The organism is Actinokineospora sp. NPDC004072, assembly GCF_053604195.1.
In genome coordinates, this window is the sequence record NZ_JBSGHB010000013.1 from 43,120 (window position 1) to 63,215 (window position 20,096).

The 20,096-nt window shown below is 73.4% G+C and carries 17 protein-coding genes; 4 read left to right on the forward strand and 13 right to left on the reverse strand.

What is annotated here, in order from left to right:
* Positions 1-2: 2 nt before the first annotated feature.
* The 9 genes from ACWEPX_RS20920 to ACWEPX_RS20960 all read right to left on the reverse strand — a co-directional run bounded on the left by ACWEPX_RS20920 (position 3) and on the right by ACWEPX_RS20960 (position 8,752).
* Positions 3-725, reverse strand: coding sequence for an ABC transporter permease (locus tag ACWEPX_RS20920; protein WP_451898873.1), 723 nt, complete (start codon positions 723-725; stop codon positions 3-5).
* On the reverse strand, positions 722-1,633 hold the full coding sequence (locus tag ACWEPX_RS20925) for an ABC transporter ATP-binding protein (protein ID WP_451898874.1): 912 nt from the start codon (positions 1,631-1,633) through the stop codon (positions 722-724). The genes ACWEPX_RS20920 and ACWEPX_RS20925 overlap by 4 nt, the downstream gene beginning before the upstream one ends.
* Entirely contained in the window at positions 1,630-2,490 is an 861-nt protein-coding gene (locus ACWEPX_RS20930) for a hypothetical protein (protein WP_451898875.1), read from the reverse strand. The genes ACWEPX_RS20925 and ACWEPX_RS20930 overlap by 4 nt, the downstream gene beginning before the upstream one ends.
* On the reverse strand, positions 2,483-3,412 hold the full coding sequence (locus tag ACWEPX_RS20935; protein ID WP_451898876.1) for an ABC transporter ATP-binding protein: 930 nt from the start codon (positions 3,410-3,412) through the stop codon (positions 2,483-2,485). Before ACWEPX_RS20935 ends, ACWEPX_RS20930 begins: the two co-directional genes overlap by 8 nt.
* 67 nt (positions 3,413-3,479) lie before the next feature.
* Complete coding sequence (locus ACWEPX_RS20940) at positions 3,480-4,253, reverse strand: alpha/beta fold hydrolase (protein WP_451898877.1); 774 nt, start codon at positions 4,251-4,253, stop codon at positions 3,480-3,482.
* Positions 4,250-4,741: a PadR family transcriptional regulator gene (locus ACWEPX_RS20945; protein ID WP_451898878.1), complete on the reverse strand. Its 492-nt coding sequence runs from the start codon at positions 4,739-4,741 to the stop codon at positions 4,250-4,252. Before ACWEPX_RS20945 ends, ACWEPX_RS20940 begins: the two co-directional genes overlap by 4 nt.
* 64 nt (positions 4,742-4,805) lie before the next feature.
* The gene (locus ACWEPX_RS20950) at positions 4,806-6,323 is read right to left on the reverse strand and encodes an extracellular solute-binding protein (RefSeq protein ID WP_451898879.1); all 1,518 of its coding nucleotides are present in this window, start codon (positions 6,321-6,323) and stop codon (positions 4,806-4,808) included.
* A 70-nt stretch (positions 6,324-6,393) separates the two neighbouring features.
* Positions 6,394-7,410: an alpha/beta hydrolase gene (locus tag ACWEPX_RS20955; RefSeq protein WP_451898880.1), complete on the reverse strand. Its 1,017-nt coding sequence runs from the start codon at positions 7,408-7,410 to the stop codon at positions 6,394-6,396.
* A gap of 19 nt (positions 7,411-7,429) precedes the next feature.
* Positions 7,430-8,752 carry a cytochrome P450 gene (locus tag ACWEPX_RS20960; protein ID WP_451898881.1) on the reverse strand — a complete coding sequence of 441 codons (1,323 nt, stop codon included), beginning with the start codon at positions 8,750-8,752 and terminating at the stop codon, positions 7,430-7,432.
* A gap of 128 nt (positions 8,753-8,880) precedes the next feature.
* Here ACWEPX_RS20960 and ACWEPX_RS20965 point away from each other — a divergent pair, with 128 nt between their 5' ends.
* From ACWEPX_RS20965 to ACWEPX_RS20980, 4 genes are all read left to right on the forward strand, one after another.
* Positions 8,881-9,738 carry an SAM-dependent methyltransferase gene (locus ACWEPX_RS20965; protein WP_451898882.1) on the forward strand — a complete coding sequence of 286 codons (858 nt, stop codon included), beginning with the start codon at positions 8,881-8,883 and terminating at the stop codon, positions 9,736-9,738.
* Positions 9,739-9,782: 44 nt separating this feature from the next.
* Positions 9,783-11,909 (forward strand): putative bifunctional diguanylate cyclase/phosphodiesterase, encoded by a 2,127-nt coding sequence (locus ACWEPX_RS20970; protein ID WP_451898883.1) that lies wholly within the window; start codon positions 9,783-9,785, stop codon positions 11,907-11,909.
* A 173-nt stretch (positions 11,910-12,082) separates the two neighbouring features.
* The gene (locus tag ACWEPX_RS20975; RefSeq protein WP_451898884.1) at positions 12,083-13,057 is read left to right on the forward strand and encodes a TerC/Alx family metal homeostasis membrane protein; all 975 of its coding nucleotides are present in this window, start codon (positions 12,083-12,085) and stop codon (positions 13,055-13,057) included.
* A 912-nt stretch (positions 13,058-13,969) separates the two neighbouring features.
* On the forward strand, positions 13,970-15,217 hold the full coding sequence (locus ACWEPX_RS20980; protein ID WP_451898885.1) for an MFS transporter: 1,248 nt from the start codon (positions 13,970-13,972) through the stop codon (positions 15,215-15,217).
* Between the two features lie 4 nt (positions 15,218-15,221).
* On the opposite strand, the gene ACWEPX_RS20985 is transcribed toward ACWEPX_RS20980, so the two are convergent.
* The 4 genes from ACWEPX_RS20985 to ACWEPX_RS21000 are packed head-to-tail and all read right to left on the reverse strand — an operon-like array spanning position 15,222 to position 19,723.
* Positions 15,222-16,559, reverse strand: a complete 1,338-nt coding sequence (locus tag ACWEPX_RS20985; RefSeq protein WP_451898886.1) for an aldehyde dehydrogenase family protein — start codon at positions 16,557-16,559, stop codon at positions 15,222-15,224.
* Positions 16,556-17,551, reverse strand: coding sequence for a proline racemase family protein (locus ACWEPX_RS20990; RefSeq protein ID WP_451898887.1), 996 nt, complete (start codon positions 17,549-17,551; stop codon positions 16,556-16,558). The genes ACWEPX_RS20985 and ACWEPX_RS20990 overlap by 4 nt, the downstream gene beginning before the upstream one ends.
* A gap of 1 nt (position 17,552) precedes the next feature.
* A complete protein-coding gene (locus ACWEPX_RS20995) occupies positions 17,553-18,449 on the reverse strand; it encodes a dihydrodipicolinate synthase family protein (protein ID WP_451898888.1) in 897 nt (298 codons plus the stop codon).
* Positions 18,446-19,723, reverse strand: a complete 1,278-nt coding sequence (locus tag ACWEPX_RS21000; RefSeq protein WP_451898889.1) for an FAD-dependent oxidoreductase — start codon at positions 19,721-19,723, stop codon at positions 18,446-18,448. The genes ACWEPX_RS20995 and ACWEPX_RS21000 overlap by 4 nt, the downstream gene beginning before the upstream one ends.
* Positions 19,724-20,096 lie beyond the last annotated feature (373 nt).

Here is a 20,096-nt window from a genome sequence, read left to right on the forward strand (position 1 = left end):
CGCTAGTTCGCTTCTCCCGTCAGCGCGAATGAGCGGAGCCTGCGGGTGGCGGCGAAGGTCCCCGCCGCGGTGAACACGGCCAGCATGATCACCGCGGTGACCGGGGTCAGGCTGGCGGAGATCAGCGGGGTGTCGCCGATCGCGTCGGCGATGGCGGTCGCGTGCTGGCGGATGCTGAACACGCGGGCGCCGTCGACGAAGGAGACCAGCAGGTTCTCCCACAGCACGATGTAGATCAGGCCGACGGCCACCGGCCGCTTGGACACCACGCTCAGGGCGATGAACACCGCGCTGTAGGCCAGGGCGGCCGGGGTCGCGCCGACCAGCATGCCCACGGCCAGCGACGGCGAGCCCGCGATGAGCGCGGCGACGGCCAGCGGCACGGCGGCGGCCGCGGTGGTGACCAGCCAGGCGACCGCGAGCTTGGACCGGATGATCTCCCCGCGGGGCAGCGGCTTGGTCAGCAGGTGGGTGATCGTGCCGTCGTCGATCTCCAGGCCGAGCGCGCTGCTGCCGACGATGAGGGCCGTCAGCGGCAGCACGACGGCGATGCCGAGGTTGTCGAAGACCAGCGGCCCCCACTCGGCCGCCTCGACCGCGCCGCCCTCGTTGGCGGCGCCGAGCAGGGTCAGGCCGATGAGGACGATCGGCATGGGCAGCAGCAGCAAGACCCGCTTGCGGCCGAGCAGGGCGCGCGCCGTCAGGCGCATGATCGTGGGGTTCATGTGGTCACCAGGTAGGAGAAGACCTTTTCGAGGGATTCGTCGGACGGCAGGACCGAGGTCAGCCGGATGCCCGCCGCCTTGGCGAGCTTGGCCAGGACGCGGGTGAAGGTGCCGTAGTCGTCGGCGTGCACCTGCAGCCCCGTGCCGGTGATGCTCACCCCGGACACCGACGGCTGCCCGATCAGCGCGGTGGCCAGCGCCCGGTCGTCCGACGACGCGATGGTGAACACGTGCGGGCGGTTGGTCATCAGCCGCCGGATGTGCCGGTAGTCGCCGGAGGCGGCCAGCCTGCCCGCCACGATCACCTGCACGGTGCCGGAGAGCTGCTCGACCTCCTCCAGGATGTGCGAGCTGAACACGATGGTCCGGCCTTCGCCAGCCATGCGGTCCAGCAGCTCCATCATGTGCAGGCGCTGGCGCGGGTCCATGCCGTTGAACGGCTCGTCGAGCAGCAGCACCGCGGGGTCGTGCACCAGGGCGGCGGCGACCCGGCTGCGCTGGCGCATCCCCTTGGAGTAGGTGGAGATCCTGCGGTCCTGGGCGTCGCGCAGCTCCACGGTGTCCAGCGCGGCCTGGGCGGCGGCGGCCGGGTCGGGCAGCTTGTGCAGCTGCGCGCTGGCCAGGACGAACTCCCAGGCGGTCAGGAAGCCGGGGACGCTCTCCCGCTCGGTCACCAGGCCGAGGTCGCGGTAGATGTCGGGGTTGCGCCACGCCTGCCTGCCGCCGATGCGGACCTCGCCCTGCGACGGCGCCATCAGCCCGGCCATCATGTGCAGCACGGTCGTCTTGCCCGCGCCGTTCGGCCCGAGGAGCCCGGTCAGGCCGGGGCCGATCGACAGGGTGACGTCGTTGACCGCGACCACGTTGCCGTACCAGCGGGACACCCCGGCCAGTTCGACGGTGCTCATGACTTGACCCCCTTGTACCGCCACACCGCGGCGGCGGTGCCCAGCGCGATCAGCGCGGCGGTGACGATGCCGTAGACCGGGCCGAAGGACCCGGTCGAGCCGAGTTCGATGTCCCCGCCGAACAGCCAGGTGTCCACGCCGTTGAGCAGGCTCGTCGGGTCGAGCAGCCCGGCGAGGTCGCCGACGGAGCCCGGGGCGAGCGCCCGCAGCACGGCCGAGACCGGCGCGGTGAGCAGGAAGACGCCGATGATCATGCCGGTGGCGAAGACCCGGCGGCCGGTCAGCGCGGCGATGGGCAGGCCGAGCGCGGCCAGCAGCGCGGCGTGCACGGCGGCGGCCACGAGGCCGACCAGCAGCCCGCCCAGCTCGGCGAACACCCCGCCGATGCCCTCGTCGGTGCTGAAGGCCATGCCGATGAACATGATGAGCATAGGCGCGGCGAAGAGGATGAACGCGGCGGAGGCCAGCGCGGCGACCTTGGTCAGCGCGTACGCCTTGCGGGTCAGCGGCCGCGACAGGTACAGCTGCAGCAGCTTCGTGCGCAGGTCCACCGACACCAGCTCGGGCGCGACGACGGCCACGAACACCGTCGCGGCGAAGGTGAAGGTGGACGCGATGCCCACGTGGTCGATCACCCGCACGGGGAGCTGGCTGTTGACCACCACCAGGATCAGCGCGGCGATGCTCGCCAGGGCGAGCAGGCCGATCGGCAGCACCTTGGCCCACGGGCTGCGGCCCAGGCCGTAGGCCCCGCGCAGGCTGTGCACGTACAGCGCGCGGGCGCTGTGCCGGGGGCCGAGGCGGGGCCCGTCGTAGCGTTGGTAGCCGATGTCGTGGATGACGCCGGTCTCAGGCATGGGTCACGTCCGGGGTCGGGAGGTCGCGGAAGAGGTCGGCCACCTGGTGCCGCTGGCGTTCCAGCCGGTGCAGGCGCAGGTCGAGGTCGGCGACGGCGTCGCGGATCGCGTCGTAGACCGGGCCGTCGTCGGCGCCGAGGCGCACGGTCAGCACCCGCCCGTCGCGGCGCACGTCCAGGCCGCCCGCGGCGAGGGCGTCGGCGAGCTCGGCCGCGCCCTCGTCCACCTCGACGACGAGCAGGTCGTTGTGCTCGGTCATGGCCGAGAGGGTGGCCGAGCGCAGCAGCGTGCCCGCGTCGATGGCGACCAGCGAGGTGCAGATGCGCTCGATCTCGCCGAGCAGGTGGGAGCAGACCACGACCGAGATGCCGAACTCGGTGCCGATGCGGTGCACCAGGTCCAGCATGGCCCGCCTGCCCGCGGGGTCCAGGCCGTTGGTGGGCTCGTCGAGCAGCAGCAGCTCCGGGTCGTGCACCAGCGCCTGGGCGAGCTTGACCCGCTGCTTCATGCCGGTGGAGTAGCCGCCGATGCGGCGGTAGCGCTCCTCGTAGAGCCCGACGTGGCGCAGGGTCTCCGAGGCGCGCTCGCGGGCCGCCGCCGCGGGCAGGCCGCTGACCCGCGCCATGTGCGTGACGAACTCCGCGGCGATCATGTCCGGCGGCAGGCAGTCGTGCTCGGGCATGTAGCCGACCTTGGCCCGGACCTGCTCGCCGTCGGCGATCGGGTCCAGGCCGAGCACCCGTATCCGCCCGCTGGTGGGGGTGAGCAGGCCGAGGGCGAGCTTGATCAGCGTGGTCTTGCCAGCGCCGTTGACCCCGACCAGGCCGACGACACCCGGCTCTACGGTCAGGGTGAGGTCGGACAGCGCGGTGACCTTGCCGTCGTAGCGCATCCCCAGCGCGGTGGTCTCGATGAGTGGCACGGGGGCGAACCTAGGGCAGCCCGGCCCCGGGCCACATCGGGAGGAACCCCTGATCTTCCCCTCGGGGTCAGGCCGGGGTCAGGCGCGGGTCGACGGCTCCGTCCAGCCAGGACCGCAGGACCGCGTTGAACAGCGCGCCGTCCTCGACGTTCCAGATGTGGTGCATGCCGGGCACCAGCCGCAGCCGCGCCTGCGGTGCGGCGTCGCCGATCAGCCGCAGGGAGGCGCGGATGCCCGCGGACTCCTTCGCCCCCGCGACCGCCAGCAGGGGACCGCGGTAGCCGGACAGGCCCGGGGGCAGGCCGCCCGCGCAGACCTCGGCGTTCATCGCCGCGGCGGTCTCGCGCCGCACCGACAGGGCGTGCGCGACGTAGGCGGCGCGGGCGTCGGCGGGCAGTCCCATCCCCGCGGCCTGGGCGTGCCAGAACCACGGCCGCCGCCACAGCGCCAGCTGCAGCCGGGCGACCAGGCGCATCCCGGCGCCCGCGGGGGTCAGCGGCGCGCCGGTGAGGAACGCCGAGCGCACCCGGTCGGGGTGGCGGGCCAGCACCCGCAGCGCCGTCACCGCGCCCAGGGAGAGCCCCACGAGGTCGAAGGGCCCGTCGACGCCGTGCTCGGCCACCCGGGCCACCACGTCGTCGGCGGCGGCCGCCAGGCCCGGCCAGGGCTCGCCGACCCGCTCGCCGTAGCCGGGCAGGTCCGGGGTGAGCACCAGGCGATCGGTGAAGGCCGCGAGCTGCGGCTCCCACATCCAGTTGGCGACGTTGCCGCCGTGCAGCAGCACCAGGGGCGGGGCCGCGACGCCTGCCGCGGGCCGGTGCACCTCGGGGAAGGTGCTCACGCGAACTCCTCCTCCACCGCGTCGAGCCAGGTCAGCTCGGTGCGCAGGTATGCGATGCCGAGGTCCAAGGTGGACAGTCGCAGCCGGGCGGCGCGGTCGGTGGCGGTGGCCTCGTCGCGCATCCGCTCGAACCGGTCCAGCCGCGCCCCGGTGGCCGCCCGCCGCTGCTCGATGAGCGCCCGCAGCGCGTCGTCGTCGAGGTCGCCGCCGAAGAACACCCGCGCCAAGAACGGATCCCGCTCGACCTGGCGCTCCGGCTCCCCGCCCAGCCACTCCCGCAGCGCCGCCCGGCCCGCGGGCGTGATCCGGTGCTCCTGCCGGTCCGGCGCCCCCGACCCCGCGACGGTCTCCACCTCGGCGTAGCCGTCGGCGACGAGTTGGGCGAGCGTGCGGTAGATCTGCGCCTTGTCGGCCGACCAGAAGTGCCCGACGGTGGACTCGAAGTGCCGCTTGAGGTCGTAGCCGGTCATGGGTGCGATCGCGAGCAAGCCCAGGATGATGCGCGAGAGGACCATGCGCGCTAGTAGACATGTCCCCTAGGAGACTTGTCAACTAGGGGCGTTGCAGGATCTCCGCCAGCTCCCGCGCGAACCCGGGTTCGAGCTTGCCGTCGTTGTTGAGCGCACGGGCGATCCCGGTGCGGAACGCCTTGCTGAATTCGGTGTAGTGCGGGGTGAGCGGCCGCAGGCGGGCCCGCTGGACCGACTCCAGCAGCGCCAGCTTGTACTCGCGGGTGGAGTTGGCGTAGGCGGAGTGGCGGGTGGGGGCGTAGCCGCCGAACTCGGCCAGGATCATCTGGCTCGACGCGCTGGTCAGGAACTCGATCAGCGCCTTGGCCGCGCGCGGCATGTCCGTCGCGGCGGAGATCACCAGGTTCTGCCCGCCGAGCACGCTGGGCGTCGGCGGGGCGACCACCTGGTACTCCAGGTCCGGGTTGCGGTCGAGCAGGTCGGCGGTGACCGCCCAGTTGCGCATGTAGAGCGCCCGGCCGTCGCGGAACGCCTCGGCCGCCTCCCGCTCGGTCGCGCCCCCGCCGCGGTCGACCAGCACGGTCCGGCTGTCGTCGGCCGCGGCGGCCAGCTTCTCGACCGCGGCGAGGTCGGCCCGGCTGAAGGCGACCTGGCTGCGGTCGGGGGTCAGCGGGACCTGGCCGTTGGCCGCCACGAACGTGCCGTCGGCGGCGAGCATCGCCTCCATGGCGGTGATGGTGAGGACCTCCTCGTCGGCCAGCTGCGCGGCGTTGGCCGCCTCCACCCCGGCCTCGACCGCGGCGGCCCTGGCGGCGGGGCCGAAGTAGTCGTCCCAGGTCTGCGGGGCCGCCACCAGGTCGGAGCGGTAGAACAGCAGGCCCGCGTCGCTGTTCAGCGGCAGGCCCCACAGCGTGCCCTCGTGCCTGCAGGTGTCGATGACCTTCTCCACGAAGTCGGCCGTGTCCACCTCCCCGATCGGCTGGATGTAGCCGCGCTCGACGAACTCGGTCATCCACGGCAGATCGATCGCGTAGACGTCGGCGGCCCGGCCCCGGCGCGCGTCGTCGACCATCGCCTCGTGCTGGGCGTCCGGCTCGCCGGAGACGTTCTCGACGCGCACCGGCGTCTGCGGGTGCAGCTGGTTCCACTGCCGGATGAGCATGGTGCGCGGGTCGTTGGTGCTGTCCCCGTACGCCGCCATCAGCACGAGCGTGCCGCGCTCCAGCCCCGTCGGGGTCGGGCGGAGCGCCAGGCCCACCGCGACGATCGCGACGACAGCCAGCAGCACGCCGACCAGCCGCGCGGGCTTGCGCAGCGCCGTGCGCAGGCGAGCGGCCGCGTCGACCAACCCGGTGTTGATCGGCTCCGGCCCGCGCCACGCCGCGGCCACCACCTTCGGCAGGAAGTTGATGGCGATGCCGGAGGCGACCAGCGGCCCGGCCGCGGCCAGCGCCCGGCCGATCGACGACCAGCTCCACGGGTAGTCCACATCGGACACCAGCAGCGCGGAGACCGTGGTGACCAGGAGCACGGCCGCGATCACGGCAACGACGGCGGCAGCGCGCTGCAGCGTGTTCCACCGCCGGGGCGGCTCATCCATCCGCATCGACTCCGCTGGTCGGCAGATCAGGTGACCACCGGTTGTAGTGCAACCCGCTTTCGCGTGTCAATCAGCTGGAAACACCGACGCCGTTGGTCCAGTCGATGACGGCCCGGTGGTAGTCCGGGGCGTTGGGGGAGTAGTTGAGGGAGTGCCCGTACCCCGGGACGACGTGCGTGCGCAGGCGGGATTCGGGGGAGTAGAACCGGCCTTCCGAGGCGAGCAGGGCCGCGTCCGATGAGCAGTCCGCGCCCAGCGGGGGGCCGCAGAAGTTGGCGTCGCCGCCGCCCATCACCAGCATCACCGGCACCTTGATCTGGCGCGACAGCGGGACCAGCGCGCTGATGAGCACCGTGCCAACGGTCTCCGTCGGCGTCACGACGTCCTTGGTCGCCTCGTCGAAGGCCAGCGCGCCCGGGTCCTCGGGGCCGGGGGTGTGGAACGACTGGTAGCGCGAACCTGTGATGGTCGTCAGGTACCCGGCGTCGAGGCCGTACCCCTTCACCTTCGGGTCGAGCAGCGACGGGATCAGCGTGGTGAACACCGGGACCGCGCCCGGGAGGTTGATCTGGTGGCTGAGCCCGGTGATCACCACGCCGTCGACGTCGCGGTACCGGGCGGCCTCGGTGGTCACGATCGCCGAGCCGACCGAGTGGCCGACGGCGACCACCGTGGCGAACCGCGGCCGCAGCTTCTGGATGACCGCGTGCAGCGCTACGGCCTGCGACCGCACGGTGAGCAGCGCGCTCAGCGGCTTGGAGCTGCGCCCGCTGCCGAGCCGGTCGATGGCGACGGTGGCGATCCCGGCCCGGTTCATCGCCAGCCGGTACGAGCGGATCTCCGGTTCGTGGCCGATGTCCCAGTAGGCGCCGTTGTACGTGCCGCCGGGCACCAGCACCTGCAGGGTCGTCGCGCCGTCGGGGACGCACAGCCTGCCGTGCACCGACTGCATGGTCCCCCCGACCCGCACCGGCACGGCCACGTCCTCGCAGGTGATCTGGGCAGCGCCCGCGGTGCCGGGCGTGAGGCAGACCGCGGCGGCGAGCAGGGCGACGACCCCGATCCGGCGATAGCGCAACCAACCCACGTCAGCAAGACCTCCACTTTCAGGTGCGGGGAACCGCGGTCATCAGCAGACCGCTGGGATATGCGGCTGAGGTGAACTTGACCCGCACCGGCCTGCCGGGCACGGGGACCAGCCGCCACCGCACCGCCACGGTGGCCACGACGATGGCGATCTCGGTCTGGGCGAAGACGTTGCCGACGCACTGGCGGCCGCCCGCGCCGAACGGGATGAACGCGCCCTTGGGGACCGCGGCCCCGCGCTCGGGCGACCAGCGGTCGGGGTCGAAGCGGTGCGGGTCGGGGAACGACGCCGGGTCGTGGTGCAGCGCGTGCGGGCTGAAGATCACCTCGGCGCCCTCGGGCAGCGGCACCCCGCCCAGCTCCACCGGCCGCAGCGCGCGCCGCATGAGGAACCACACCGGGTACATCCGCAGGACCTCGTTGACGACCCGGTTGAGGTAGACCAGCTTCTCCACATCGGCGAGGGTGGGCGGCCTGCCGCTGAGCACGTCGTCCACCTCGGCGTGCACGCGGCGCTCGACCTCCGGGTTGGCCGCCAGTTCGTGGAAGGTCCAGGCGATGGCCAGCGCGGTCGTCTCGATGCCGCCGACCAGCAGCGTCATGACCTCGTCGTGGACCTGCTGGTCGGACATCCCCGCGCCGGTGTCGGAATCCTGGGCCAGCAGCAGCATCGACAGCAGGTCGCCGTGGTCGGAGCCGTCCTCCCGCCACGAGCGCACGACGTCGAGCACGATGGCGCGCATGCGCGCGATGGCCGCGTCGAACTCGCGGTTCACCGGCAGGGGCAGCTTCTCCACGAACGACGGCGACAGCGCCCGGACCATGCCGAACTTGAGCACCAGGAAGATCGAGCGGCGGATCTCGTCGATGGCGCGCCTGCCCATCTCCGTGGAGAACAGGGCCTCGCCGACGATCGTCACCGCGAGCGCTTGCGCGTCCGCCTCGACCGCCCGCACCTCGCCCGCGCGCCACGGCGCGATGTGGTCGGCCGCCACGCGGGCCATGGTCTCGGCGTAGCGGGTGATGCGCTCGCGGTGGAAGGCGGGCTGCACCATGCGCCGCTGCCTGCGGTGCTCCGCGCCGTTCGACGTGGCCAGGCCGTTGCCGAAGAACGGTCGGAACTTGTCGAACAGCGCGCCTTTGCGGAACAGCCCGCCTTTGGTGACCAGCAGCTCGTGCACGAGTTGAGGACTCGTCAGGAAATACGCGGGCAGCGTGCCGAGGTCGACCCGGACGATGTCGCCGTAGCGGCGCAGATCCGCGGTGAATTCGTGGCGTTTGCGCAGCATGGGCAGCGTGTGCCCGAGCAGGGGGAGTCGACCCGGGGCCACCGGGACCGGCATGTCCGCTCCTCGCCTCTCTCTGGGGAAGGGCCACCCTAGAAGCCGATCGGGTGAGACCGACAGTGCCTGATCGGGTGATCATGGCCCACCCTGATGGCCCATCGGCGGCCTTTCCCGAGGTGGATAGGATGTTGCCTTCGGTCAAAGGTGTGCAAAAGGGAGAGTTCCCCGTGGTGAACCGGGAATGGGTTCCGCAGAGCGTCGACGTGTCGGTGCCGAGCATGGCGCGCACCTACGACTACCTCCTCGGCGGCGCGCACAACTTCGCTACCGACCGCGAGCTGGCCGCGCACGTGGAGAAGGTCATGCCCGACGCGCGCTCGGCGGCCCGGGTGAGCCGGGCGTTCCTCGGCCGGGCCGTGCAGTTCATGGTGGGGCAGGGGATCCGGCAGTTCCTCGACATCGGCTCCGGCATCCCGACGGTGGCCAACGTGCACGAGGTCGCCCAAGCCGCGGCGCCGGAGTGCCGGGTCGTCTACGTCGACAAGGACCCGATCGCCGTCGCGCACAGCGAGCTGATGCTGGAGGGCAACGACCTCGCCACCATCGTGCACGCCGACATGCGCGACCCGGACTCGATCCTGGACCACCCGCAGACCCGCGCGCTGCTCGACTTCGACCAGCCCATCGGCCTGCTCATGCTGATGATGCTGCACTGGGTGCCCGACGACGAGGACCCGTGGGCGCTCATGGCGCGCTACCGCGGCGCGCTGGCCCCCGGCAGCCACCTGGCCATCACCCACGTCACCGCCGACCACCAGGACGAGCGGCTGTCCGAGGTGACCGACCTGATCAAGGAGAGCCGCAGCGCCGACCAGCTCACCGAGCGCCCCCGCGCCCAGGTGCTCGACCTCTTCGGCGAGTTCGAGCTGGTCGAGCCGGGCCTGGTCGGGTGCGCGGCGTGGCGGCCAGCCGGTCGCGGGGACGTGTCCGACACCGCGGAGATGAACATGGTGATCTACGGCGGGGTCGGCCGGAAGCCCTGACGGGCGCACCGGGGTCGAGGGCTCTCCACGGCAGCGGGACTGACATGTCGACGAGGTCGCAACCGGATCCGGGGCCGGATTCCCGGCCGGACGGGGCACGGGCGCGCGAACTGCTGGCGCGCAAGTGGGCGTACCTGATCAGCGGTGTCTCGGTGATCCCGCTGCCCACCGCGGACCTGGAGCGGGAGCTGCACGAGCAGGTCGAGGCCCTGTGCGCGGCCGTGGCCGCCGACCCGCTCGACACCGCCGCCGTGGAGCGGATCGGCGAGGCGGTGGTCGGGCTGGGCTACCTCGGCGAGGACGGCCTGCGCCAGACCGTCGAGGTCCTGGCCAAGGGCCTGCCCGCGCTGCCGGAGTTCCGGCCCGCGGCCGCGTTCGCCAGCCGGATCGCGCTCGCGGTCGGCGCGCTGGCCACCGGCTTCCTCGCCGCCAACCGGCGGGTGGTGTTCGAGCAGCAGGAGCGGCTGCGGCTGTCGCTGCTCAAGGCCGTGCGCGACGCCAAGTGGAACCTCAAGGAGAGCGAGGCCCGCTTCGACGAGGTGATCACCTCCTCGGCCAGCGGCGTGGTGATCGTCGGCCTGGACGGTCGGCTGGTGCGCACGAACGCCGCCTTCGCCGACATCCTCGGCCGCACCGCTGCCGAGCTGGCGGGGCAGTCCCTGTTCGACCTCGTCCACCCCGAGGCGGTCGGGATGCTGCGCGAGGTGATGGACGCGGCGGTCGACGGCGGCCCGGAGCGCGTGCGCCAGTCGCAGCGGCTGCTGCGCGCCGACGGCGACGTGGCCAGGATCTCGCTGACCGCCTCGCTGCTGCGCGACCCCGGTGGCGCGCCGAGCCACTTCGTGGTGGTCGTCGAGGACGGCACCGAGCTGATGCTGCTGCAGAGCGAGCTGAACCGGCAAGCGCTGCACGACGTGCTGACCGGCCTGCCGAACCGCCAGTTCTTCAGCAGCCACCTGGAGGGCGCGGTGCGCCGGGTCGACCCGGTGCACGGCCTGACCCTGCTGCACCTCGACCTCGACTCCTTCGGCCTGGTGTGCGACAGCCTCGGCTGGCGCGCGGGCGAGCGGCTGCTCGTGCACGTCGCCACCCAGCTCCAGTCCGTGCTGGCCAGGGAGAAGGCGATGGTCGCCCGGTTCGACGGCGACGAGTTCGGCATCCTGCTGGAGAACACCGCGACCACGCCGAACATCGTGGCGATCGCCGCGGCGATCAACCGCGCGCTGGCCGAGCCCGTCTACGTCGACGGGCACGGCCTGGCGGTCTCGGCGTCCATCGGCGTGGTGCGCAGCGCCGCGCGCGACGACGACCCCGCCGACCTGCTGCGCGCCGCCGACCTGGCGCTGCGGCGGGCCAAGGCGCGCCGCTGCGGGCAGTGGGAGCTGTTCGACCCGAACCAGGACCGCGCCGACCGCACGGGCATCGCGCTGGCCGTCGACCTGCCCGGCGCGTGGGAGCAGGGCGAGATCGCCGTCGCCTACCGCCCGGTGGTGCGGCTGGCCGACCGCGCCGTCGTCGGCGTGAGCGGGGTGCTGCGCTGGGACCGCGCGGAGGGGCCGGTCGCCCACGAGCGGTGCGTGGCCCTGGCCGAGCGCACCGGCCTGATCCTGCCGCTGGGCGAGTGGCTGGTCGCCACCGCGGCGGGCCAGGTCCAGTGGTGGCAGCGCACCACGCCCGAGCTGGACCTGTCGGTCGCCCTGACCGCCCACCAGGCGTTCGACGCCGACCTGGTGTCCCGCGTGGTGCGCGTCCTGGAGAGCACGGGCCTGCCGCCGGACCGGCTGACCGTCGGCATGCCGGTCGACGTCGTGAGCGCCCCCGAGGTGGCCGAGAACCTGGGCGTGCTGGCCGAGATGGGCGTGCGGACGGCGCTGTCGGACTTCGGCCTCGGCCCCGACGACCTCGCCGCCGCGCACGACCTCGGTGTGCGCGCCGTGCGGGTGGCGGCCCGGCTGGCCGACCTGCGGAGCCGGACGAAGGCCGACTACGTGGGCTACGTGGGCGCGCTGCTGCCCGCCCTGCGGGACACCGGCGTGGTGGTCGGGGTGGACGGCATCACCACCGCCGAGCAGGCGCGGTGGTGGCAGGAGGCGGGCGCCGACGTGGGCACCGGACCGTTCTTCGGCCCGGACCGCTCGGCGGCGGGCTTCCAGGCGCACCTGACCCGCTGACCCTTTACCCCGAGTTTACGATTCCGGGCGCGTGGGTGATACTGGGCGCGAGGGGAGTACTTCCGCCTGGGTCTACCCGGTCAGTACGGACAGCCACGGCCTGTCCTCGGGAGACCGCCCCGCACCCCGGGGTGAAGGAGACCTCAAGCGCTTCGTCGTTTGAGGAGGTCCTGATGCCCGATTCCGTCGGCTCGCCCGCGCTGTGGCTGGTCAGCATCGTGGTTCTGGCGGCGCTGCTGGTCGCCGACTTCGTGGTGACCCGCCGCCCGCACGAGGTGTCGGTGCGCGAGGCCGTCGGCTGGTCGGTGTTCTACCTGGCCCTCCCGCTGGTGTTCGGCGTCTGGCTCTGGCTGGCCTTCGGCAGCAGCCAGGCGGTGGAGTTCCTGACCGGCTTCGTGGTCGAGAAGTCCTTGTCGGTGGACAACCTCTTCGTGTTCATGCTCCTGCTGGCCGCCTTCGCCGTGCCGCCCGCGGTGCAGCAGCGCGTCCTGCTTTACGGCATCGTCGGCGCGCTGGTCCTGCGGGGCATCTTCATCGCCGCGGGCGCGGCGCTGCTGGCCGCGGGCACCTGGGCGTTCCTGGTCTTCGGCCTGATCCTGCTCGCCTCCGCCGTGAAGATGCTGCACAGCGCGGTGACCGGGGCGAACTCCGAGCCCGACATCTCCTCGATGCGGTCGGTGCGCTTCCTGCGGAAGCTGATGCCGGTCACCGACGACTACCACGGCGCCCGCCTCACCGTCCGCGAGCACGGCAAGCGCGCCCTCACCCCGCTCGCGGTCGTCGTGGTGGCCGTCTTCGCCACCGACGTCGTCTTCGCCATCGACTCCGTGCCCGCCGTCTACGGCATCACCGAGGACCCCTACCTGGTGTTCGCCACCAACGCCTTCGCCCTGCTCGGCCTGCGCGCCCTCTACTTCGTGCTGCACAACGCGCTGGCCAAGCTCGTCCACCTCAACCACGGCCTGGCGATCATCCTGGCGTTCATCGGCCTGAAGCTGGCCCTGCACTGGGCCCACGGCATCTGGCCCGCCGTCCCGGAGATCCCGACCCCGGTCTCCCTGGCCGTCATCATCGGCGTCCTCGCCACCGTCACCGCAACCAGCCTCCGCACCCGCGCAAAGGAACGCGCCCTGGCAACCGAGGAGTGACCCATGCTCGCCGCGATCACCAGCGCGGCCACCGACCTGCTCCTCACCCTGCTCGTCGTGGCCGCCCTGGTGATCACCTGCGCAGCTCTGGCACCCCGCAGACCCCGCTGACCGCCGAGCCTGCGCCCGCCGCCGCCCACCGCCAGCCGGTGCACAGTGACCGCCTGCCGCCGGCCCGCGGCCACCTGGTCGATCTTGTCCACGTGCACCCCGAGCAGTTCGGCGGAGGGAGGCCGGGGACGGGTTGGGCGGCGGGGGGAGAGCGGACTAACCCTCGCCGACGGTGACCCGCTCCAGCACCCCATTCATCGGTACGGCGGTGCTGGGGTCACTTGCTCGTGCCAGCTCAATCGGCCGTCCGGTGGAGCGCGAGCAGTAGGCGGCTCAGCACCTTCCTGGCGTCGCGGATCGGGCACTCGATGGGGTGCTTGCTACTCCACCCCCCGCGCCTCGATGGCGCCCTGCGCCGCCCCTGGCCTGCCCGGGCGGCGGGTAGAAGCTCGGTCTTCGGTCATTGCAGTCGGTGCTGGCGCATCCCAGTCGCCGAGCAACTCGGCGATCTCCGCGCCCGCCTCCGGGCATCCCGCCCGGCAGCGCAACCCGACTGCCCGGGTCGAGCCCGGCGCCGGCGCGCAGGTCGTCAGCAGCGGGCAGGCGGACTCGGGGCCGCCCGCGTGCTCGGTGCCCGTAAGCCATCAAGGCGCCATCTCCCTCGCTCCGCCGTTGCATCCATCCCGGTCGGTTGGTCGGGTATCACCGGCGAGAGCGCCACTAGGAGAAGCGTTACAGGCGCGCGTGTCGGGATTGCCACAGCGCTCTGCTTTGGAATCACGGTGTACCGCTGGGTAGCTTTGCGCCCGGCTTGTTTGCGGGCGTGCGGTTGGGCTACGCCGAATTACCGGAGGAAATGCGGTGCGGCGATCCCTGCCGTCGTCGGCGCGTGCGTTGCGCCACTACAACTATCGGCTGTGGGCGGGTGCTGACCTGGTGTCGGTCACCGGGTCCTGGATGCAGGTGCTCGGGCTCAACTGGGTGGTGCTGGAGCGGACCGGCTCGGCTACCGCGGTCGGGATGTCCGTGCTGGCGAGCACGCTGCCCGCCCTGCTCGTCGGCCCGTGGGCGGGGGCCCTCGCCGACCGGGTCGACCCGCGGCGGATCATCGTGGCCGGGCAGGCGGTGCACGTCGGGTTGGCGCTGGTGCTCGCCGCGCTGGTGTGGGGCGGCGCGCCGCTCGGGCTGCTGTACCTGCTCACCGCGCTGTCGGGCGTGGTGGGCGCGGTGGAGGGGCCCGCGCTGGGCCGCTTCGGCGCGCAGGTGGTGCCCCCGGTGGACCTGCCCAACGCGCTGGCGCTGGGCTCGCTGATCAACTCCGCTGGCCGCGTGCTGGGCATGAGCCTGGCCGGTCTGCTCGCCGCCGCGGTCGGCGAGCCGATGTTGTTCCTCATCAACGCGGTGACGTTCCTGGCGGTCATCTCGACCGTGCGGGCGGTGCGGGTGGGCGAGTTGCACCCGCTGGCGGTCAGCCCGCCGGAACGCGCGGGCGTGCGGGCCGGGCTGGGGCACGTGCGGCGCAACAGCACCTTGATCACGCTGTTCGCGCTCGGCTTCGTCCTGTCCAGCCTCGGCCGCAACTACCAGGTGACTATGGCCGCGATGTCCTCCGGCCCGCTCGACGCTGGCGCGGGCGGCTACGGCCTGCTCTCGGCGGTGTTCGCAGGTGGAGCCGTCGTCGGCGGCCTCATCGCCGCCCGCCTGCGCGACCTCGGCGCACCGGTCCTCCTCACCGCCGCCGCGATCACCAGCCTCCTGCAGGCCATCAGCGGCTTCATGCCCGACCTGCTCGGCTTCGCCGCCCTCATCGCCGCGATCGCCGCGGGCGCGGTGGTCATCGACACGGTCATGGGCACCCGCGTCCAGTTCGACTCCGCGGAGGACATGCGCGGCCGCGTCCTGTCGGTCCACGGCGCGGTCGCCGCCGCGGCGGGCGCCGTCGGCGGCCCGCTGCTCGGCTGGCTGTGCGAAGACCTCGGCCCCGGCACCGCCCTCACCGCCGCGGGCCTGGCCACATTCGCCGCCACCGCCTGCGCGGCCGTCGCCCTGGGCCTGGGCCGCCGCACCGCGGCCCCGCTGCCCGCCCCGGCGACGGCCGCCGCCCGCTAGCGCGTCAGCCGAACTGGATGGTGCGGGGGCTGGTGTAGAAGCGCTGGGCCTCCTTGCCCTGCTCGCGGCCGCCGTAGCCGGAGGACTTCTCGCCGCCGAAGGGGAGGTGGAAGTCCACGCCCGCGGTCGGCGCGTTGACCTTGATCATGCCGGACTCGCAGGCGTCGACGTAGGCCATCGCGGCGGCCAGGTCGTTGGTGTAGAGGGCGGTGACCAGGCCGTACGGGGTCGCGTTGGCCAAGGCGACGGCCGATTCCGCGTCCGGGGCGGTGGTCAGGGTGCAGATGGGGCCGAAGGTCTCGGTGGTGTTGAGCGGGGCGTCGGGCGCGAGGTCGGTCACCACGGTCGGCGCGGCGAACCAGCCCTCGTCCGGCACCGGCCGGGTGACCACCACGCGGCCTGAGCGGGCGGCGTCGACCCGGTCGCGGGCGGCCTCGGTGATCACCGGCCCGACCGCGACGCCCTCGTCGGCCGGGTCGCCGATCGGCAGCGCCTCGACCGCGGCCCGCAACGCCTCGATGAACGCGCCTGCATCCCCCACCACGATGATGCGCTTGGTCGCCGTGCACTTCTGCCCGGCGAAGCCCATCGCCGCGGCCGCGATGTGCCCTGCCGCCCGGGCCAGGTCGGCGTCCGGCAGGACGATCGCGGCGGACAGCCCGCCCATCTCGCACTGGACCGGCACGCCCCGGGCCGCCCCCGCGGCGGCGACCCGGCGGCCGACCTCGGTCGAGCCGGTGAACGAGACCGCGTCGGCCGCCTCGACCAGGGCGGACCCGGCCTCGCCGTGCCCGGGGTGCACGGCCAGCAGGCCCGCGGGCAGGTGCGGGGTGAGCAGCTCGGCCAGCCGCAGCGCGCACGCGGTCGCGTCCGGGGCGGGCTTGACCACCGCCGCGTTGCCGTACGCCAGGGCGGGCGCGGCCTTCCACACCGGGATCGCCAGCGGGAAGTTCCACGGCGTGATCAACCCCGCCACCCCGCGCGGCCTGCGGACGGTGAGGTCCAGCCCGGCGCCGGGGTAGGTCTCGCCGATCGGGTCGAAGCACTGCTGGGCGTAGTACCGCAGGATGGCCACGGCCCGCGCCACCTCGCCGCGCGCCTCCGCCACCGGCTTGCCGACCTCCCGCACCACCAGCGCCGCGAGCTCGTCGGCGTGCCCGGCCACCGCGTCGGCGCACGCGGCCAGCGCCGCCGCCCGCGGCGCGGGTCCGGTCGCAGCCCACTCCCGCTGCGCCGCCCGGGCCGCCTCGACGGCGGCGGCGACCTGCTGCTGGCTGCTCGCGGGCACGTCGACCACCAGGTCGGACGGCCGCTGGGGGGAGGTCGAGCGGACGCGGCTCACAGGATGAACCCCTTCGGGAACGGGTCGGTGGGATCGAGCAGGTAGTTGCCCATGCCGGTGATCCAGGCCCGGCCGGAGATCGTGGGCACCACCGCGGGCACGTCGCCCACCGCGGTCTCCTCGACCAGCCTGCCGATGAACCGGGTGCCCAGCAGCGATTCGTTGACGAAGTCGGCGTGCAGGGCGAGGTCGCCGCGCGCGTGCAGCTGGGCCATGCGGGCGGCGGTGCCGGTGCCGCAGGGGGAGCGGTCGAACCAGCGCGGGTGGATGACCATGGCGTTGCGGGAGTGGCTGCCCGGCGAGCCGGGGCCGACCAGCTGGACGTGGTGGCAGCCGCCGATCGCCGGGTCGACCGGGTGCCGCGGCCGGTCCTGCTCGTTGATCGCGGCCATGACGGCCATCCCCGCGTCGAGCATGCGCTCCTTGTCCGCGAAGGTCAGGCCCAGGTCGGCGACGGGCAGGATGGCGTAGAAGTTGCCGCCGTAGGCCAGGTCGTAGGTGACCTCGCCCAGGCCGGGCACGGACACGGCCGCGCCCAGCCTGCACGCGAACGACGGCACGTTGCGGATCGTCACCGACTCCGCGCGCCCGCTCGCCACCGCGACCTCGGCGACGACCAGCCCGGCCGGGGTGTCCAGCCGCACGGTCGTGACGGGCTCGGTCACCGCCACCATGCCGGTCTCGACCAGCACGGTGGCGACCCCGATCGTGCCGTGCCCGCACATCGGCAGGCAGCCGGACACCTCGATGTAGAGCACGCCCCAGTCGGCGTCCGGGCGGGTCGGCGGCTGCAGGATGGCCCCGCTCATCGCCGAGTGCCCGCGCGGCTCGTTCATCAGCAGCTGGCGGAGGTGGTCGAGGTGCTCGATGAAGTGCAGCCGCCGCTGCGCCATGCTCTCCCCGGGGATGACCCCGACGCCGCCGGTGATCACCCGGGTGGGCATGCCCTCGGTGTGGGAGTCGACCGCGGCGAAGTAGCGGGAGCTGCGCATCTCAGGCGCCCATCGCGCGCTGCATGTCGGCGTCGAGCCGGGCGAGCTGCTCCTCGCTGAGCGGCCCGCGCGGCGGCCGGCAGGGACCGCCGTAGCGGCCCACCAGGTCCATCGAGCGCTTGATCGCCTGGACGAACTCGGTGCGCGAGTCCCACCGGAACGCGGCCACCATCGGCTCGTACAGCGCCCTGGCCTTGGTCGCCTCGCCCGCGAGCGCCAGCTCGAACAGGCGCACGGACTCGGCGGGGAAGACGTTCGGGAAGCCCGCGAACCACCCGGTCGCGCCCATCAGCAGCGACTCCAGCGCCACGTCGTCGGCGCCCGCGACCACGGTCAGGTCCGGGGCGTGCTCGCGGATCTCCAGCACCCGGCGCACGTCCCCGGAGAACTCCTTGACCGCCACGACGTTGTCGATCTGGGCGATCTCGCCGAGCAGGGCGGGGGAGAGGTCGACCTTGGTGTCGATGGGGTTGTTGTAGACCATCACCGGCAGGCCGACCGAGGCCACCTCGGCGAAGTGGCGGACGACCTCGGCGGGGTTGGCCCGGTACATCGTCGGCGGCAGGCACAGCACCCCGTGCGCCCCGTCCTCGGCGGCCCGCTCGGCCCACGCCTTGGCCTGGTGCCAGCCCGGCCCGTGCACCCCGACCACGACGACCCCGTCCGCGCCGACCGCCTCGACGGCGGTGCGGGCGACGGCCCGGCGCTCGTCGTCGGTCAGCGCGGAGTACTCCCCGAGCGAGCCGTTGGGGCCGACGCCGCGGCACCCGCTGTCGACCAGCCACCGGCAGTGCTCCGCGTAGCGGTCGAGGTCCACCCGCAGCCCGGCGGGCGCGGCCGGGTCGTCGGCGAAGGGCAGCGCGGTGGCGACGATGACGCCGTCGAGCTTCTCGGTCATCCGTTCTCCTCATCGGTGAGTTCGCCGAGCCGGACCGGCGCGGCGATCGGCCTGCGCGCGAACGCGGCGGCGGGCAGGCCGCACAGGTCGGCGACGGCCCTCCCGCAGACGCGGCCCTGGCACAGGCCCAGGCCCGCGCGGGAGGTCAGCCGCAGCGCGCGGGCGCCGGGGGCGGCGGTGCGCAGCGCGCGGTAGGGGACCTCCTCGCAGCGGCAGATCATGGTGTCGTCGGCCAGCCACTCCCGCCAGCCGTCGGCGACGGGGTGCAGGTGGTCGAGCGCCCTGGCGAACCGCCGCAGGGCGCGGACCTTCCTGGCCAGCCGCGGTGGGATGGGCGCTCCGGCCGCGGTCAGGCCCGCGATCTCGCCTTCAGCGGCGGCCAGGTCGGCGCCGCCGATGCCGGTGATCTCGCCAGCCGCCCAGACGCCCTCGACCGAGGTGCGCTGCGCGGCATCCACGGCGACGAACCCGGCCTCGACGGCGCAGCCCGCGGCGACGGCCAGCTCCAGCTGCGGGGTGAAGCCGTAGCCGACGCACAGGGCGTCCACCTCGATGTCGCGTTCGGTGCCGGGGCGCACGCGCCAGTCCGGGGTGAGCTTGGCCGTGGTCACCGCTTCCAGCCGGTCGCTGCCGTGCGCGGCGATGACCGCGGTGCGGGTGCGGTAGGGCACCCGGTGGCGGGCGAGGGTGGCGAGGTAGCCGAGCAGCTCGGGGGCCTTGGCGCGCCCGGCGAGGAGCCCGCTGTGCCAGCGCGGCCGGTTCGCCTCCATGACGGCGACCACGTTCGCGCCGACATCGAGGACCGAGCGCGCGACCGGCAGCAGGAACGGCCCGGTCCCCGCCACCAGCACCCGCCGCCCGACGGCCACCCGCTGCCCCTTGGCGAGCGCTTGCGCGGCCCCCGCGGTGTAGACGCCGGGCAGCGTCCACCCGGGGAAGGGCACCGTCCGGTCGTACGCGCCCGGGGCGAGCACGAGCGCCGCGGCCTCCACGACCCGCCGCCGCCTCCCCGGCCCGTCGGCCGGTCCGGTGAGGACATGCAGCCGATGCCCGCCCGCGCACGGCTCCACCGCCCAGACGACCGACTCCGCCCAGTGCTCGACACCCGGCGGCAGCGGCTGGCTCTCACCGCCGCCGAGGAGGTCCTGCCGGTGGTACTGCCCACCCCGCCGCACACCCGCGTCGATGAGCAGCACCTCCCGCCCAGCCCGCCCAGCAGCCCGCGCCGCCGCCAGACCCGCAGGCCCCGCTCCCACCACCACGACCCGGCTCATGAGGCCAGCCCCCCGCCTTGGTAGTTGCGGGTGTCTCCGGTCGCCCGAGCTGCTCGCGCCGCGGTCACCAACTTGACCTGGCTCATGTCGGCAGCTCCCCGCCTTGGTGGTTGCGGGTGTTTCCGGTCGCTTGAGCGGCTCGCGCCGCGACCACCATCTCGACCCGGCTCATGAGGACAGCTCCCCGGCCTTGGTGGTTGCCGGTGTCTCCGGTCGCTTGAGCGGCTGGCGCCGCGACCACCATCTCGACGTGGCTCATGTCGGCAGCTCCCCGCCTTGGTGGTTGCCGGTGTCTCCGGTCGCTTGAGCGGCTGGCGCCGCGACCACCATCTCGACGTGGCTCATGTCGGCAGCTCCCCGCCTTGGTGGTACG

Bases quoted from the DNA above. Each gene is read 5' to 3' on its own strand.
- ACWEPX_RS20920 (WP_451898873.1), bottom strand. From the start codon at position 725: ATGAACCCCACGATCATGCGCCTGACGGCGCGCGCCCTGCTCGGCCGC.
- ACWEPX_RS20925 (WP_451898874.1), bottom strand. From the start codon at position 1,633: ATGAGCACCGTCGAACTGGCCGGGGTGTCCCGCTGGTACGGCAACGTG.
- ACWEPX_RS20930 (WP_451898875.1), bottom strand. From the start codon at position 2,490: ATGCCTGAGACCGGCGTCATCCACGACATCGGCTACCAACGCTACGAC.
- ACWEPX_RS20950 (WP_451898879.1), bottom strand. From the start codon at position 6,323: ATGGATGAGCCGCCCCGGCGGTGGAACACGCTGCAGCGCGCTGCCGCC.
- ACWEPX_RS20960 (WP_451898881.1), bottom strand. From the start codon at position 8,752: ATGCCGGTCCCGGTGGCCCCGGGTCGACTCCCCCTGCTCGGGCACACG.
- ACWEPX_RS20965 (WP_451898882.1), top strand. From the start codon at position 8,881: ATGTTGCCTTCGGTCAAAGGTGTGCAAAAGGGAGAGTTCCCCGTGGTG.
- ACWEPX_RS20970 (WP_451898883.1), top strand. From the start codon at position 9,783: ATGTCGACGAGGTCGCAACCGGATCCGGGGCCGGATTCCCGGCCGGAC.
- ACWEPX_RS20975 (WP_451898884.1), top strand. From the start codon at position 12,083: ATGCCCGATTCCGTCGGCTCGCCCGCGCTGTGGCTGGTCAGCATCGTG.
- ACWEPX_RS20990 (WP_451898887.1), bottom strand. From the start codon at position 17,551: ATGCGCAGCTCCCGCTACTTCGCCGCGGTCGACTCCCACACCGAGGGC.
- ACWEPX_RS20995 (WP_451898888.1), bottom strand. From the start codon at position 18,449: ATGACCGAGAAGCTCGACGGCGTCATCGTCGCCACCGCGCTGCCCTTC.
- ACWEPX_RS21000 (WP_451898889.1), bottom strand. From the start codon at position 19,723: ATGAGCCGGGTCGTGGTGGTGGGAGCGGGGCCTGCGGGTCTGGCGGCG.